Raw genomic sequence first — 15,915 nt, forward strand, 5'->3', positions numbered from 1 at the left:
CACCGGGGTCGCGGCCCCTGTGGACGGCGGCGGGCAGCCTGCGTGCGCCTGACCGGTCCTGTGAGCCGCGCGCACGCGGGGCCGGTTCCTCGTGGACGGGCCGGAGCGCGTAGGGCTTCCTCGTGGACGGTCAAGCACGACAAACGCCCGCCAAGGGTGATGCCGCTGGTGCCGAGGGGGCGTGTGGAGGCGTTTGTCGATTCCCACGTGACCCCAATGTCATCTGTGGCGCATGCAGCCGACTCGCTACCTTCTGTAGCGAGCTGATTGCGCACGGCGACATTGGGGTCGGTGTGTGCGGCAGCGGGATCGGAGAAATGAACGTGAAAACTTGCAAGCGGGCTGTGGGCCTGGGGGCCGTCGCGATCAGTGCCGCGCTGGTGTCGGGCTCATTCAGCCCGGCCGTCGCCAGCGACCCCGCGGGGGCAGCCTCACGGTCCGTCGTCGCCAAGCAGTTGACCCTGAGACTGGCCGCCGCTCCGGGGCAGGTCGCCAACGTGCGGGGAGCGGCCCAGGGCAACGGCGTCCCGATCATCCAGTACCCGTGGTCCGCTGCGGCCAACGAGCGCTGGGAAGCGAATGCGGTCGCGGGCGGCTACTACCGGTTCAGGTCCGTCAGCAGCGGCAAGTGCCTCAACGTCAGCGGAGGCGGCAGCGCCAACGGCACCCCGGTCATCCAGTACACCTGCGGCAACTCCGACAACGCACTGTGGAGGCTCGTGCCCAGGGGCATCGGTTACCAGATCGTCGTCAAGTCCAGCGACAAGTGCCTCAACGTCGCAGGGGGAGTCGGCGCCGGACGCCCCCTCGTCCAGTACGACTGCACCGCCCAGGGGGCGACCAATGACGTCTGGCTGCCCGTCTGGGAACCCAACGACCTCTGATTCCTCGCGGGGGTCCGTGGGGTAGGCGTTGACACCGTGTGGCTGGGTTCTCCTTCGGGGACCCGGCCACGTTCGGTCGTGGACCGCGGACGGCGCGCAGTGCGAAGATCCGGCACGCCGCCGGTCGCACGGATCCATCCGTGCGACCGGTCGACGGGGCGCCGCGTCGACCGCGTACCGGCTGCTCCTCCGTGACGTGCCTGCCGGGCTGCCGATCCGGCTCTCCCGGCCCTCGCCGGCAGCCGCCGGGGCCAACCGTGTGACCTGCTCGGACCCACGGGAATCGAAGTGCCGTTGCTTCGGCTCGCCGTGCCTATCGTGAAGAGACACACCAGCGGCGGCGTCGAGGCGGGGCGGACGTGACGGAACCGGAGATCGATTACGCAGCGGTGTTCCAGGCCCTGCCCGGTGCGGTGGCGCTGCTGACTCCGCAGCTGGTCTACGTGGACGTCAACGAAGAGTTCTTGAGCGTGCTGGGCCGCACGCGCAGCCAAGTCATCGGTTGCGACATGCGCGACGATTTTGCCCACAGCCCGAACGACCCCGGCGCGGCCGTGGTGCGCAACATCGAGGCGTCACTGCGTCGGGTGACGGAAACCGGTGAGCGCGACACCATGGAGGTGCAGCGCTACGACATGGAGGTTCCCGACCGGCCCTGGGTGCCGGGGGAGCGCTACTTCACCATGATCAACATCCCCGTCTTCGGCTCGGACGGGCGGGTGGAGTTGCTGATGCACCGCGTCGAGGACGTCACCGAGCTCATCCGCGCCCGCGTGGTCGCGCTGAGTCTGCAGGAGGCGATGCTGCCCGCACTCCGTCCGGTCGGGCGCCACCCGGCGGCCGCGCGCTACCGGCCCGCCGTCGACGCGCTGGACGTGTGCGGTGACTGGTACGACTTGGTCGAACTGCCCGGCGACCGCATCGCGGTCGCTGTCGGCGACGTCGTCGGCCACGGCCTGTCCGCGGCTCAGGTCATGGGGCAACTGCGCAGCGCGCTCAGCGCCGCCTCCCGTGTCACCGAAAGCCCCGCCCGTGCCCTGGAAGTCCTCGGGCTGTACGCCCGCTCGGTCGACGGCGCCGAGAACACCACGGTGGCGAACACGTTCATCGACTGGAACACCCGCACCATCACCTACAGCAGCGCGGGCCACCCTCCGCCGGCCCTCCTGCACGGGGACGGAACCGTCGAATTCCTGGACCGGGCCACCGACCCCCCGCTCGGCGCCCGCCCCGAACCGGCCCCCCGGCCCCAGGCCACCGTGCCCTTCACCGAGGGGTCCGTCCTCGCGCTGTACACCGACGGCCTGATCGAGCGCCGCCGCGAAGACATCGACGCCGGTCTCGCACGGCTCGCCCGTTCCCTGGCGAGCCACCGGACAGCCGACCCCGAAACCCTCGCGGACGCCCTGCTGGCCGACCTGCTCCCGCTCGACGGCGTCACCGACGACACCGCCCTGGTCATCGTGCAGCTTTGACCCGGCCGCTGTGTCCGCAGCGGCGTGCTCCAGCTGCCTTGAGCACGAGGGTTGTCGACAGCTGTGGGTCTTGATCAGCAGCTGACTGTCGCCGGGGATTTCCGCGGGCCCCGGCGGCGATCGCGTCGTGTACCCGCTCGTCCAGCGGCCCCTTCGGGTGGACGGCGATATGGCGCGGACGCCCTCAGGCCCCTGTGGAGAGCAGCTCGTCCGCCGGTCCGTTCACCGGCTGCGGGGTCCCGGTGAGGTCCATCACGAAGAGCGGGACACCGAGGTCGTCGGCGCGCGCCCCGGCATCCTGCGCATACCCCGCCAGCGAGAAGAAGACGCCGGTCACCGATGTGTTGAGGGCGTTCAGCCAGAGACATTCGACGTCGCGCAGGGTGCTCGGCCGGGTGGCCGAGTCGACCTGGGCGATCAGTCCGGCGGCGCGCAGATCGATCCGGGACGAGGGCCGCTCCGCCGGCATGACGACCTCGCGGTAGCCCAGCCACCGCAGATACATCGCGGCGGCCGTGACCGCGTCGCGGCCGGTGCGGATCGTCATCGGCCGGAACGTCGGGCGGGGGGCGGGTGCCGTGCGCGGCAGCGGGATGTGAGACGGCCGGACCCCGTCCGCAGGGTCGGCGCCGACCGCCGTGACCGGGATCCGCAGCACCGTCCCGCACGGGCAGCACAGCTCCGGCTGCGGCCACTGGTCGTGGCGTCCGCAGGCGCGGCAGCGCACGGTCACCCAGTCCTCGTTCCAGGTGCGGTGCGTGATCGGCTCGGGCGCGGCGCCGCGCAGCATCGGGGCGGCGGTGGGGGACCCGCACGGGCACGGGTAGACGGGTGCGAGGTACGCGTGGTCGCGGCGGCAGGCCGGGCAGCGTACCGGCACGGACTCCACCCTGGCCTCCCTCCGGCACCGCTGCCGTCCCGGTGCCTGTCCTCGGGCACGTCGGCGCTCCGCGGCCGTCACCGTCCGACCGCGTCCCGTGCCCCATGCTCCACCACGAGTGGGGCGTGGGGGGAGTGGCTTGGAGGATTCGCGGCTGTTCCGGCATCGCGTGGCAGCGGGCCCGGCGCCCTCTCTTGACGGCCGAGCGACGGCCGCTTAGATTGCTTCCGTATAGCAGAAATGAACTTCCGTAATGCGGAATTGGCGCTCTCAGGTGGCGCGACAGAGCCCGACTCCACCAGGTCCGAGCAGGAGTACTCAAATGCCTCGAATGACCGCTGCCCGAGCGGCAGTTGAGATCCTCAAGCTGGAAGGCGTCACCCACGCGTTCGGCGTGCCGGGAGCGGCCATCAACCCCTTCTATGCGGCGCTCAAGGCCGGTGGTGGCATCGACCACACCCTGGCCCGCCATGTCGAGGGCGCGTCGCACATGGCCGAGGGCTACACCCGGAGCAGGGCCGGCAACATCGGCGTCTGCATCGGTACGTCGGGACCCGCCGGTACGGACATGATCACCGGGCTCTACTCGGCGATCGCCGACTCCATCCCGATTCTCTGCATCACCGGCCAGGCGCCGGTGGCCAAGCTCCACAAGGAGGACTTCCAGGCCGTCGACATCGCGTCGATCGCCAAGCCGGTGACCAAGGCCGCGACGACCGTCCTGGAGGCGGCGCAGGTGCCCGGCGTCTTCCAGCAGGCCTTCCACCTGATGCGCTCGGGCCGCCCGGGTCCGGTCCTCATCGACCTGCCCATCGACGTCCAGCTGACCGAGATCGAGTTCGACCCGGAGACGTACCAGCCGCTGCCCGTCTACAAGCCGGCCGCGTCCCGCGCCCAGATCGAGAAGGCGATCGACTTCCTGCTCGCCGCCGAGCGCCCGGTGATCGTCGCCGGTGGCGGCATCATCAACGCCGACGCCTCCGAACTCCTCGTCGAGTTCGCCGAGCTGACCGGTACCCCGGTCATTCCGACGCTGATGGGCTGGGGCATCCTCGCCGACGACCACGAGCTCAACGCCGGGATGGTCGGCCTCCAGACCTCGCACCGCTACGGCAACGCGAACTTCCTGGAGTCGGACTTCGTCCTCGGCATAGGCAACCGCTGGGCCAACCGCCACACCGGCGACCTGGCCGTCTACACCGAGGGCCGGAAGTTCGTCCACGTCGACATCGAGCCCACCCAGCTCGGCAAGATCTTCCCGCCGGACCTCGGTATCGCCTCGGACGCCAGGGCCGCGTTGGAACTCTTCGTCGAGGTGGCCAAGGAGCTCAAGGCCGCGGGCAGGCTGCCGGACCGCAGCGCCTGGGCCGCCTCCACCCAGGAACGCAGGGCGAAGCTGCAGCGCCGCACCCACTTCGACCAAGTGCCGCTGAAGCCGCAGCGGGTGTACGAGGAGATGAACCGGGCCTTCGGACCGGAGACCCGCTACGTCACCACGATCGGCCTCTCCCAGATCGCCGGCGCGCAGATGCTGCACGTCTACCGGCCGCGCCACTGGATCAACTGCGGCCAGGCCGGCCCGCTCGGCTGGACCATCCCCGCCGCGCTGGGTGTCGCCACCGCCGACCCCGAGGGCCAGGTCGTCGCGCTCTCCGGGGACTACGACTTCCAGTTCATGCTGGAGGAACTGGCGGTCGGCGCGCAGCACAACATCCCGTACGTCCATGTCCTGGTGAACAATTCCTACCTGGGGCTGATCCGCCAGGCACAGCGCAACCTGGACATCAACTTCCAGGTCAACCTGGAGTTCGAGAACATCAACTCCCCGGAGCTGGGTGTCTACGGCGTCGACCACGTCAAGGTCGTCGAGGGGCTGGGCTGCAAGGCGATCCGGGTCACCGAGCCGGACAAGCTTCTGCCCGCGTTCGAGGAGGCCAAGAAGCTGGCCGCCGAGTTCCGCGTCCCGGTGGTCGTCGAGGCGATCCTGGAGCGCGTCACCAACATCTCGATGAGCGGCGCCGGGATCGACGCCGTGAACGAGTGGGAGGACATCGCCACCGAGCCGGGCCACGCCCCGACGGCGATCCGCCCGTTCGTGGCGAGCTGACGCACCACTCCTCGGCATGACTCCCAGGTGGGGGCGGATCACCGGCACCGGGTGATCCGCCCCCACTGCCCGTCCTGGCCGGGGCGAACCCGGCCGACGCCCCTACCCGTAGTACTTGAGAGCTACCTGGAAGGTGTCCTCCACGGACGGACGCCGACCACACGGTCTGCTCCCTAGCTTCTGTACCGGAAGCACGACGGACATCCGGTACGGAAGGACCATCCACCCATGGCGCTCCGCCAGCTCAGGATCCGCCCGCGCATGCGCCGCCTGTTCACGAGCCGCCCGCGCGGCGCCCGTACCCTCCTCGCCGCCCTCGTCATCGCCGCGGTCGCCGTGCCCGTCTCGGGTGCGGCACGCCCCTCCGCCGTCCCGGCACCCGCCCCGGCCGCCCTCGCCCCGCTGCGCGCGACCCCCGCCGCCCTGGCCGTGCGATATGCCGTCAACCGAGGCTCCATCCAGGCGGCCGAACGGATGGCCACCGGCCACGGCGACCGGAAGCGGGCCGCCGCGCTGCGCGAACTGACCGACCCGGAGCGCCACTTCCTCTCCTTCGACGGCCGCGACGGCGGACGCAGCGTCGAGGTCTTCGGTGATCTGTCCACGGCGCGCCGGATCGCGGTGCTGGTCCCGGGCGCGGGCATCGGTCTCGACAAGTACTGGCGGTTGCGGGCCGGCGGCGTCGCGCTCCAGCGGGAGCTCGGCGACGGATCGGCGGTCATCGGCTGGCTCGGGTACGCAACGCCCGCCACGGTGAGCCCGGAAGCGGTGACCCCCGGCACGGCCGAACATGCCGCCCACGAACTTCGCCCATTCCTGGCTGAGTTGAAGAGGTCCAAGCCGTCCACCCGGATCACGCTGCTCTGCCACTCCTACGGCTCGGTCGTCTGCGCCGAGGCCGCGTCCGGTCTGAAGGTCTCGGCCATCGTCCTGTACGGCAGTCCCGGCACCGGCGCGCACAGCGTCGCAGCGCTGCACACCCCGGCCACCGTCTGGGCGGGCCGGGGCGGCAGCGACTGGGTCGCTCACGTACCGCACGCACAGCTCCGACTTCCGTTCGTCACCCTCGGGTTCGGGACCGACCCGGTCTCGCCCGAGTTCGGCGCCCGGCACTTCGCGGCCGGCGACGGCGGCCACAGCGACTACCTGAAGCCCGGCTCCCTGTCCCTGAAGAACCTCGCCCGGATCGTCTCCGGCCGGACCCCTGCCGAGGAGGGCCGTCATGCGTGAACTCGTCCGGCGGATCGACGCAGCCACCCCGCCCGACCGCGACCGGGCCGTCGACGCCCTGCGCGCTCTCGCCATCCTGGGCGTGGTGCTCGGCCACTGGCTGGTCACCGCCCTGATCGCCGACACCGGCACGGTGCGCGCCGCCAGCCCCCTCCAGCACATGCCCGAACTGATCCCGGTCTCCTGGCTGTTCCAGACCCTCGCGGTCTTCTTCCTCGTCGGCGGACAGGTGGCGGCGACGAGCTACGCCTCCGCCCGCGCCCGCTCCACCACGTACGGGCAGTGGCTCGGCGCCCGGACGCTCCGGCTGTTCCGGCCGGTCGCCGCCGTGCTGGTGGTGTGGACGGTGATCGCGGGCACGCTGCTCGTCTCCGGGGTGGGCACGGAGACCGTGCACGCACTGCTCAAGCTGGTCCTGTCACCGCTCTGGTTCCTGCTCGTCTTCGCGGCGCTGACTGCGGTCACCCCATTGGTCTCCAGGCTCCATCCGCTCTGGCCGCTCGCCGTGGTGCTCCATGTCGACCTGATCCGGTTCGGACTGGGCGGCCCCGCCTGGCTCGGCTGGATCAATGTGGCGGCCGGCTGGCTGGTTCCCTACTGCCTGGGTGCGACCTGGGCCCGCGGCGGCCTTCGGAGCCGGGCGACCGGATGGGTGCTGCTGCTCGTCGGGGCCGCCGCCACCGTCGGACTCGTCCTGTGGGCCGGCTACCCCGCCTCCATGGTCGGGGTACCGGGCAGCAGGGTCTCCAACCTTGACCCGCCCACCCTCGCGGCCGTGACCTTCGGTCTCGCCCAGTGCGGTGCAGCCCGGCTGCTGCTCGGTCCGCTGCGGCGGGTCCTGCGTCGCCCCGCGGCCTGGGCGGCGGTGGCGCTGGTCAACCTCTCCGCGATGACGGTATTCCTCTGGCACCAGACCGCGATGATGGCGGTCACCGCCATCGGCCTGCTCGCCGGAGAGGCGCTGCCCGGACTGCACACGGTGCCCAGGGATTCGGGCTGGGTGTTCGCCCGTCTGGTGTGGCTGCCGGTGTTCGCCGTGGCGCTGCTGGTCTGCTGGGCGGCGTTCCGCAAGTACGAGGAGGGGCGGCCCCGACGCGAGAAGGGCCGGATCGTCCGCGAGAACCGTCCCGCCAGGACCTCGGTGATGCGCCGTGCCTGAGAGAGGAGATCGCAACATGGGAGTCCGATCGGCTCGCGGCGTCGGATGCGATGCATCGCACATAGGGTGGCCCGGATGATGTGGAAACCGGTGGGGGACAAGGAGCGGGTGATGGCCGCCCTGCGGAGGGCGCCTCGCGTCCTGTTCGAGGATCTGACGGCGCCCGCCGACCCGCTGCCGGGCATGGGCCGGCCCGGATGGCCGGTCTGGCGGCCGGTGTTCGGGATGCTGCTGGTCATCTGCGCGGCCTTCCTCACCGTGTTCTATGTGAAAGAGATGAGTCCGGGGGACGGTGGCGGCATCCCCAAGTACGGGGTGCTGGGCATCGCCCAGGGGGCGGCGCTCGTCGCCGTGATGTTCCGCCCGGTGTCGGCCTGGTGGGCGTCGACCGTCCTCATGGTCGTCACCGTGCGGCTCGCCGAGCCCGATATGAGCCGTGACCAGTTGTTCCCATGGAGCGTTCCCGGGCTCGCGCTCCAGTGCGGGGCGCTCTTCCTGCTGGCGCTGCGGGTCCCGCCCCGCCGCGCGGCCGGGGCGCTGGTGATCACTCTCCTCGCCGGACTGTCCTGCACCCTCTTCACCACCACGCCGCACAACTACGTCATCTACCGCTCCACTCCGGTCCTGATCGCCGCCGTGGTGCTCGGCGCCTCGCTGCGCGGCCTGCGGGTGGCCCGCACCCAGCTCGTCGTCCAGGAAGAGCTCACCGCCGGTGAGCGGGCCCGGCGCACCCTCCTGGAGGAGCGCAACCGGATCGCCCGCGAGCTGCACGACGTGGTCGCCCACCACATGTCGGTGATCTCCATCCAGGCGCAGGTCGCCCCGCACCTGGTCGAGAACCCGTCCGACGAGCTCCGGGAGAACCTCGCGGGCATCCGGCAGAATGCCGTCGAGGCGCTCACCGAACTGCGCCGTGTGCTCGGCGTACTGCGGTCCGAGGACGCCTTGTCGCAAGGGGTGAGGCACACCCCGCAGCCCACCCTCGACCGGCTCGACGAGCTGGTCGCCAATGTGCGCGCCGCCGGGCTCACGGTCACCACCGCCACCACCGGTGCGCCGCGCTCGCTGCCGCCCGGTGTCGAGCTGTCGGCCTTCCGGATCATCCAGGAGGCGCTCAGCAACGCGATGAGGCACGCCCCCGGCGCGCAGATGCGGGTGGAGACGGTCTACGGGGCGACCGGGCTGACCGTCCGCATCACCAACACCGCGCCCGACGGGGCGCCCGCGCGCTCGCAGTCCATGGGACACGGGCTGCTGGGGATGCGCGAACGCGCTGCCATGCTGGGCGGCGAACTCGCGGCCGGGGCGACCCCGGACGGCGGCTACGAGGTCACGGCTATCCTGCCGGTGAGCTCCCCTGCCCTGGCCGCCGTACCTGCCGAGGAAACCCCGTGACGACCATTCGCGTACTCATCGCCGACGATCAGGTGATGGTTCGTCAGGGTTTCACGGTGCTGCTCGACGCCGAACCCGGCATCGAGGTCGTCGGTCAGGCGGTGGACGGCCTCGACGCCGTCGCCAAGGTCGCCGAACTCGCCCCGGACGTCGTCCTCATGGACGTCAGGATGCCGGTGCTCGGCGGTATCGAGGCGACCCGCCGCATCACCTCACCGCCCGACGCCCGGGTCAAGGTGCTCATCCTGACCACCTTCGATCTCGACGAGTACGTGTACGAGGCGTTGCGTGCCGGGGCGTCCGGCTTTCTCCTCAAGGACGCATCGGTCGAGGAACTGGCCCACGCGGTCAGGGTGGTGGCGGCCGGTGACGCGCTGCTCGCCCCGAACATCACCAAGCGGCTGATCGTGGAGTTCTCCCGGATGACCGCCGCCCCCCGGGCCCCGCTGAAGGACCGTATCGGTGATCTGACGGAACGCGAGACCGAGGTGCTGTCCCTGATCGCACAGGGTCTGTCGAACGCGGAGATAGCCCAGTTGCTGGTGGTGGCGGAGCAGACCGCGAAGACCCATGTGAGCCGGATACTGGCCAAGCTGGGGCTGAGGGACCGGACGCAGGCGGCGGTCTTCGCCTACGAGACGGGCCTGGTGCGACCGGCCGGCTACTGACGTGCAGGCGAAAAGGCGGGGGTACGGGATCGCCGTACCCCCGCCCGGCTTGGTGACCGCCCGACGGCGCGAGGCCGGCGCGACCGTTTCGTTCGCGCCGCCGGGCGGAGTTCTGCAGGCTGAGAGGCTGGTTGTCGCACCGGGACCGCGGCGGCGGGCGATGGGCGGCCGGGGCCGCTCTCTCTCAGGTCGAGAGCGGCCGACGGCTGCCTTCACCACCGCACTGGCTCGCACGCCGCCGCGGTCCTCGGTCACGTCCGTCCCGCCGGACACCCCTCAGGGCCGGCCGGACGGACAGCGCAGGAGAGATGACCTCCCGTCATCTTTCTTGCGCAGTCCTGGTGTTCCGGACGGAAGTGCTAGTCCTCGCGCAGGGCGCGGACCGCTTCCTCGACGCGCTTGCCGTAGTCGGTGTCGGCGGCGTGGAAGTGGGCGAGGTTCTTCTCGATCACGTCGTCGCGGGTGACCTGGGAGAGGCCCCCGGCGATGTTGGCGACCAGGCGGCCCTTCTCGTCCTCGGACATCAGCCGGTAGAGCTCGCCCGCCTGGAAGAAGTCGTCGTCCTTGGTGTGGGCGGGCGCCGCGTGGGTGCCGGTCCAGCCGTGGATCGCGAGCGGGGCGGAAAGCGCCGCGTCGGTCTGGGCGGGGCCCGCATACGAGTTGGGCTCGTAGTTCTTGTCGTGGCGCGCACCGTTGCGGGTGGCGTGCAGACCGTCACGGCCGTAGTTGTCGACGACAGCCGTCCGCGGCGCATTCACCGGGAGGTGGGTGTGGTTGACGCCCAGCCGGTAGCGGTGCGCGTCGGCGTAGGCGAACAGACGGCCCTGGAGCATCTTGTCCGGGGAGGGGCCGATGCCGGGCACGAAGTTGTTCGGGGAGAACGCGGCCTGCTCGACCTCGGCGAACACATTGTCCGGGTTGCGGTCCAGGACCAGCCGGCCCACGCGCTGCAGGGGGTAGTCGCTGTGCGGCCACACCTTGGTGAGGTCGAACGGGTTGAAGCGGTAGTCGGCGGCCTCGGCGGCCGGCATGACCTGCACGTACAGGGTCCAGGACGGGTTCACGCCCCGCTCGATGGCCTGCAGCAGGTCCGTCTGGTGCGAGGTGCTGTCCTTGCCCGCGAGCTCGGCGGCCTGCTCGCTGGAGAGGGAGCGCACGCCCTGGTTCGTCTTGAAGTGGTACTTGACGAAGAAGGCCTCGCCCTCGGCGTTCGTCCACTGGTAGGTGTGCGAGCCGTAGCCGTTCATGTGGCGGTACGAGGCAGGAATGCCCCGGTCGCCCATCAGCCAGGTCACCTGGTGCGTCGCCTCGGGGGCGTGGGCCCAGAAGTCCCAGACGTTGTCCGGCTCCTGACGGCCGGTGAACGGGTCACGCTTCTGCGAGTGGATGAAGTCGGGGAACTTGATCGGGTCCTTGATGAAGAAGACCGGGGTGTTGTTGCCGACCAGGTCGTAATTGCCCTCGTCCGTGTAGAACTTGAGGGCGAAGCCGCGCGGGTCGCGTACGGCGTCGGCGCCGCCGAGAGAGTCGGCGACCGTCGAGAACCGGATGAACGTCTCGGTGCGCTTGCCGACGGCGGAGAGGAAGTCGGCCCGGGTGAAGCCGGTGACGTCGTCGGTCACCTCGAAGTAGCCGTACGCGCCGGAACCACGGGCGTGGACCACGCGCTCCGGGATGCGCTCCCGGTTGAAGCGGGCGAGCTTCTCCAGCAGGTGCTGGTCCTGGAGGAGGATCGGGCCACCGACGCCGGCGGTGGCGGAGTTCTGGTTGTCGGCGACCGGGGCGCCTGACTCGGTCGTAAGCACACGCTGCGTCATGGTGTCGGGGCGACCTTCCGTACGGGAGCTGCTGAACTGCTACGCCCTGGGGGCTCCAGGAGCGTAGGTACGCTCCGAACCAGACGTCAACAGTTTGTTGAAATTGAAGGTGAGGTGTTCCGGATGGTGCCGACGCCTGGGCGCGACAGGACAGGTGTCAGCGCCGACACCATCCGGAAGTCTGTGGGGCGGCCGGTCAGGCCTGGACGGGCCGACCCGAGAGGCGCTCGACCGCGAGCAGCAGGGCCGAGTGGTCCAGGCCGCCGTCGCCCTGCGCACGGAGCGAGGCGACGAGCTGGGCGACCACGGCCCCGACGGGGAGCGCGGCACCGACATTACGGGCGGCGTCGGTGACGATGCCCATGTCCTTGTGGTGCAGGTCGATCCGGAAGCCCGGCGCGAAGTCGCGCCCCAGGAAGTTGTCCTTCTTGCGGGTCAGCACGGTCGAGCCGGCCAGTCCGCCGTTCAGCACGTCGAGCGCGGCCGTGAGGTCGACCCCGGACTTCTCCAGGAAGACGACGGCTTCGGCGCAGGCCTGGATGTTGACCGCGACGATCAGCTGGTTGGCGGCCTTCACCGTCTGGCCGGAGCCGTGCGGGCCGCAGAGCACGATCGTCTTGCCGAGCGCCTGCAGGATCGGCTGCGCGGCGTCGAAGTCGGCCTGCTCGCCGCCGACCATGATCGACAGCACGGCTTCGATCGCACCGGCCTCGCCACCGGAGACCGGGGCGTCCAGGACCCGGATGCCCTTCTCCTCGGCGTTCTTTGCGAGGTCCACGGAGGTCTGCGGGGTGATCGAGGACATGTCGATCAGCAGGGCGCCCGACTTGGCGTTCGCCAGGATGCCCTCGGGGCCGTAGGCGATGGCCTCGACGTGCGGGGACGCGGGCACCATCGTGATGACGACATCGGCGTCCCGGACCGCCTCGGCGATCGAACCCGCGCCGTGCCCGCCGGCCGCGGCCAGCCGGTCGATCTTGTCCTGCTCCAGCGTGTATCCGGTGACGTCGTAACCGGCCTTGATCAGGTTCTCGGACATGGGGGAGCCCATGATGCCGAGTCCTATCCATGCAACCTTGGGGAGGTTGTTGCTCATGAGGGTGCCTTCCTGAAAACGTGTGTACGAGGGGGAGTCCGACGGCCTCAGCGGGCCGCTCGGGCCTCGGCCGGGAGCCATGCGAAGGACTCGGCGCTCGGCTGGTCGCCCGGCTTGTACTCCAGGCCGACCCAGCCGTCGTAACCGGCCTTCGTCAGCTCGTCGAGGAGCTGCTCCAGCGGCAGGGAGCCGGTGCCCGGCGCGCCGCGCCCCGGGTTGTCGGCGATCTGGACGTGACCGGTCCGGTCGGCGTACGCGGAGATGACCTGGCTCAGGTCCTCGCCGTTCATCGACAGGTGGTAAAGGTCCAGCAGGAACTTCGCATTGCCGAGCCCCGTCGCGGCGTTGACCTTGTCGACGACCTCGATTCCGGCCGGTGCGCTCACCAGCGGGTAGCGCGGCGACTCCGGCTTGTTCAGGGTCTCGATCAGCAGGACCGCCCCGATCCGGTCGGCCGCGCGGGCGGCCAGGACCAGGTTCTCCAGAGCGAGCTCGTCCTGCACGGCCGGGTCCACGCCGTCGACGCGGTTGCCGTAGAGCGCGTTGAGCGCCTTGCAGCCGACCGAAGCGGCGAAGCCGGCCGCCACCTCGATATTGGCGCGGAAGCGGTCCGACTCCGGGCCGGGCACGGAGAGTGCGCCACGGTCGGGTCCGGGCAGCTGTCCGGCGTAGAAGTTCAGCCCCACCAGCTGCGTGCCCGCGTCGTCGAGCGCCTTCTTGAGGGCGTCGAGTTCGCTCTGAGGCGGGGTGGGGGTCTCGATCCAGGGCCACCACAGCTCGACCGCCGTGAAGCCCGCCGCGGCAGCGGCGGCGGGGCGCTCCAGGAGCGGGAGTTCCGTGAAGAGGATCGAAAGGTTCACATCGAAGCGCTGGTCCGGGTATCCCATGAGGGTCAGGCGCTCCTTCCGTATTGCGGAAGTTAGTTTCTGCTTAACGGAAGATTGCCTGGGGAGTGGAGTGGCTGTCAAGGGGGTGGCCGGAATTCGGGCCGGTCAAGGGCTCGTCCGGACATGCGCCGGTCGGGTCGGACGCCTTCCGGTCGTCTGCCCTGCGGCTGTTCTCCGCCTTCCGGGCTCGCCGCCGCAAGGGCCCGGGCGCCCCTTGCGTCGGCGATCGGGGCGGGACAGTGTGGCCGGCACAGCCGCCGCCGATCTCCCGAGGTGCCCCGCATGACCGTCCCCACCAGTCGCCGCACCCTTCTCGGAGCGCTCCTGGCGGGTGGCGCTCTCACCACCGCGCCGGCCCCGCCCACGACGGCCCGGCCGGCGAGTCGACGGGAGACTTCTGTCGTCCCGGACCGACGGCCCGGGACGCTCCTCCTGGGGACGTACACCTCGACCGCCGGAGGGGGTACGGGGATAGGTGTGGCCGGGTACGACCGGCCGGCCGGGAGGATCACCGGGCGTACCACCGTCACCGGCGTCGACAACCCCTCGTACCTCGCCCCGCACCCCTCCGGCACCACGGTCTACGCCGTCGACGAGCAGGAGCAGGGCGGCGTGACCGCCGTGGCCCTCGCCGCGGACGGGACCTTCCGGGTGCTGGGCACCCGCTCCACCGGCGGCGCCGGCCCCTGCCATCTCTCCGTCCACCCGTCCGGGCGGTGGCTGCTGAGTGCCAACTACGCCTCGGGCAGTGTCGCCGTCCACCCGATCGCCGCCGACGGTTCCCTGGGGGAGCGCACCGCTCTGGTCGCCCACACGGCCCCGTCCCCCGGCCCCGGCCAGGACGGACCTCACGCCCATCAGATCGTCACCGCCCCCGACGGGGGTCATGTCCTCGCCGTCGACCTGGGCAACGACACCGTGTACACCTACCGGCTCGATCTGCGCCGGGGCGTGCTCCACCAGGTCTCGTACGCGCTGCTGCGCCCGGGTGCAGGACCGCGCCACCTGACCTTCCACCCCGGCGGCCGTTTCGCCTACCTCGCCTGCGAGGTCGACAACACCGTCGTCGTCTGCGGTTACGACCCCGCGACCGGCACCCTCACCCCGGGGACCCCGCAGGCAACCGGAACGGGCCCGGGCACCAGCTATCCCGCCCAGCTCCTGGTCACCGGCGACGGCCGTTTCGCCTACCTCGCCAACCGCGGGCACAACAGCCTGACCCGCTACGCCGTCGAGGGCGGCGGGGCGGCACTGCGGCTGATCGACACGGTGCCGGTGGGCGGTGACTTCCCCCGGCACATCGCCTTCTCGCCGGACGGGGGCCTGCTCTTCGCCGCCAACCAGAGGTCCGGGACGGTGACGGTCTTCGCGGTCGACCGGGCCGACGGCGGGTTGCGCCGCACCGGTACCCCGTTCGCCGCTCCGGCGGCCGTCTGCGTGCTGCCGCTCGGGTCCCGGCGCGGCTGATCCGAACGAGAAACCCCAGTGGTCCGTTAGGGTCGGGGCCGAGCCGCGGGCCCCGGGTGCGGCGAGCACATGATGGAGGCACAGTGCGCTTGAGAGTGGAGTTCACCACCGAGCCCTTCGATCTCGACGAGGCGCCCGCCCATGCGGTGGTGGCCCGCGAGGTGATCCAGACGGCCGAGCTGGACGCCGTGGATGTCGGCCCCTTCGGCAATACGGCGGAGGGCGGCGCCGACGCGGTGCTCACCGCGGTGGACTCCCTGCTGCGCAAGGCCCTGGAGTCCGGTGCCACCCGCGTATCGCTCCAGGTCAACGTCATCGGGGAGGACTCGAAGTGACCGAACCGGCGGACCACCCCCTCGTCACCGCGGTCAAGCCGCTCGTCGACGCCATGGGCGCCGAGCTGGTCGGGCCCGAGGATGCCCGGACCGACGACGTGGTGCTGGCCTGGGAGGGCGAGGACGTCATAGCCGTACGGCTGCCGCAGCTCTCGGACTCGCTCGACCACATCCTGGCCGCCATGGAGCGGCGGCACGGCATGCCACTGGCCGAGCTGGACCGTAGGACCAAACAGTCGGTCGTACGGACCCTGGAGGCACGGGGTGCCTTCTCGGTGCGGCACGGCGTGGAGACGGTGGCGGGGGCGCTGGGGGTCAGCCGCTTCACCGTCTACAACTATCTGAACCGGGAAAATGCCGCCAAAGGTGAGTAGTTGAGCGAAGACCGCGGAAGGGCGGGGCCCCCCGCGGCGGGGGGCGGCCCTGCGGGGTGGCCCGAATTAAAAAAAAAGTTTTAGTTGTTTTTTTTTGGGGGGTTGGAAAAAGCCCCCCCCCCAACACCCCCCCCCAAAAAC

The 15,915-nt window shown here is 70.7% G+C and carries 14 protein-coding genes; 10 read left to right on the forward strand and 4 right to left on the reverse strand.

Annotated features, from left to right (window positions below):
• Positions 1 to 317 precede the first annotated feature (317 nt).
• Both ACFU6I_RS31690 and ACFU6I_RS31695 read left to right on the forward strand, forming a co-directional pair.
• Positions 318 to 884, forward strand: a complete 567-nt coding sequence (locus ACFU6I_RS31690) for an RICIN domain-containing protein (RefSeq protein WP_384372858.1) — start codon at positions 318 to 320, stop codon at positions 882 to 884.
• Positions 885 to 1,243: 359 nt separating this feature from the next.
• Positions 1,244 to 2,359, forward strand: coding sequence for a PP2C family protein-serine/threonine phosphatase (locus ACFU6I_RS31695; RefSeq protein ID WP_384372861.1), 1,116 nt, complete (start codon positions 1,244 to 1,246; stop codon positions 2,357 to 2,359).
• 184 nt (positions 2,360 to 2,543) lie between these two features.
• Here the strand turns inward: ACFU6I_RS31695 and ACFU6I_RS31700 are convergent, their stop codons facing one another.
• Positions 2,544 to 3,248, reverse strand: a complete 705-nt coding sequence (locus ACFU6I_RS31700; protein ID WP_384372863.1) for a hypothetical protein — start codon at positions 3,246 to 3,248, stop codon at positions 2,544 to 2,546.
• A gap of 313 nt (positions 3,249 to 3,561) precedes the next feature.
• Here ACFU6I_RS31700 and gcl point away from each other — a divergent pair, with 313 nt between their 5' ends.
• The 5 genes from gcl to ACFU6I_RS31725 all read left to right on the forward strand — a co-directional run bounded on the left by gcl (position 3,562) and on the right by ACFU6I_RS31725 (position 9,798).
• Positions 3,562 to 5,346, forward strand: coding sequence for a glyoxylate carboligase (gene gcl / locus ACFU6I_RS31705; protein WP_384372864.1), 1,785 nt, complete (start codon positions 3,562 to 3,564; stop codon positions 5,344 to 5,346).
• Between the two features lie 228 nt (positions 5,347 to 5,574).
• On the forward strand, positions 5,575 to 6,576 hold the full coding sequence (locus tag ACFU6I_RS31710; RefSeq protein ID WP_384372866.1) for an alpha/beta hydrolase: 1,002 nt from the start codon (positions 5,575 to 5,577) through the stop codon (positions 6,574 to 6,576).
• A complete protein-coding gene (locus ACFU6I_RS31715; protein WP_384372868.1) occupies positions 6,569 to 7,735 on the forward strand; it encodes an acyltransferase in 1,167 nt (388 codons plus the stop codon). The genes ACFU6I_RS31710 and ACFU6I_RS31715 overlap by 8 nt, the downstream gene beginning before the upstream one ends.
• Positions 7,736 to 7,810: 75 nt before the next feature.
• Positions 7,811 to 9,130, forward strand: coding sequence for a sensor histidine kinase (locus ACFU6I_RS31720; protein ID WP_384372870.1), 1,320 nt, complete (start codon positions 7,811 to 7,813; stop codon positions 9,128 to 9,130).
• Positions 9,127 to 9,798, forward strand: coding sequence for a response regulator (locus ACFU6I_RS31725; protein WP_384372872.1), 672 nt, complete (start codon positions 9,127 to 9,129; stop codon positions 9,796 to 9,798). The genes ACFU6I_RS31720 and ACFU6I_RS31725 overlap by 4 nt, the downstream gene beginning before the upstream one ends.
• 359 nt (positions 9,799 to 10,157) lie before the next feature.
• Here the strand turns inward: ACFU6I_RS31725 and ACFU6I_RS31730 are convergent, their stop codons facing one another.
• The 3 genes from ACFU6I_RS31730 to ACFU6I_RS31740 form a co-directional block, all read right to left on the reverse strand.
• Complete coding sequence (locus ACFU6I_RS31730) at positions 10,158 to 11,615, reverse strand: catalase (RefSeq protein ID WP_384372874.1); 1,458 nt, start codon at positions 11,613 to 11,615, stop codon at positions 10,158 to 10,160.
• 196 nt (positions 11,616 to 11,811) lie between these two features.
• On the reverse strand, positions 11,812 to 12,711 hold the full coding sequence (locus ACFU6I_RS31735; RefSeq protein WP_384372876.1) for a 2-hydroxy-3-oxopropionate reductase: 900 nt from the start codon (positions 12,709 to 12,711) through the stop codon (positions 11,812 to 11,814).
• Between the two features lie 47 nt (positions 12,712 to 12,758).
• Entirely contained in the window at positions 12,759 to 13,598 is an 840-nt protein-coding gene (locus tag ACFU6I_RS31740; RefSeq protein WP_384372878.1) for a TIM barrel protein, read from the reverse strand.
• 282 nt (positions 13,599 to 13,880) lie between these two features.
• On the opposite strand from ACFU6I_RS31740, the gene ACFU6I_RS31745 reads away from it, so the two are divergent.
• From ACFU6I_RS31745 to ACFU6I_RS31755, 3 genes are all read left to right on the forward strand, one after another.
• Positions 13,881 to 15,065, forward strand: a complete 1,185-nt coding sequence (locus ACFU6I_RS31745) for a lactonase family protein (RefSeq protein WP_384372880.1) — start codon at positions 13,881 to 13,883, stop codon at positions 15,063 to 15,065.
• A gap of 83 nt (positions 15,066 to 15,148) precedes the next feature.
• Positions 15,149 to 15,400 (forward strand): hypothetical protein, encoded by a 252-nt coding sequence (locus tag ACFU6I_RS31750; protein ID WP_037692010.1) that lies wholly within the window; start codon positions 15,149 to 15,151, stop codon positions 15,398 to 15,400.
• Positions 15,397 to 15,774 carry a helix-turn-helix domain-containing protein gene (locus ACFU6I_RS31755; protein ID WP_376663150.1) on the forward strand — a complete coding sequence of 126 codons (378 nt, stop codon included), beginning with the start codon at positions 15,397 to 15,399 and terminating at the stop codon, positions 15,772 to 15,774. Before ACFU6I_RS31750 ends, ACFU6I_RS31755 begins: the two co-directional genes overlap by 4 nt.
• Positions 15,775 to 15,915 lie beyond the last annotated feature (141 nt).

This window comes from Streptomyces sp. NPDC057486 (genome assembly GCF_042802415.1).
GTDB classification, from domain to species: Bacteria; Actinomycetota; Actinomycetes; order Streptomycetales; family Streptomycetaceae; genus Streptomyces; species Streptomyces yanii.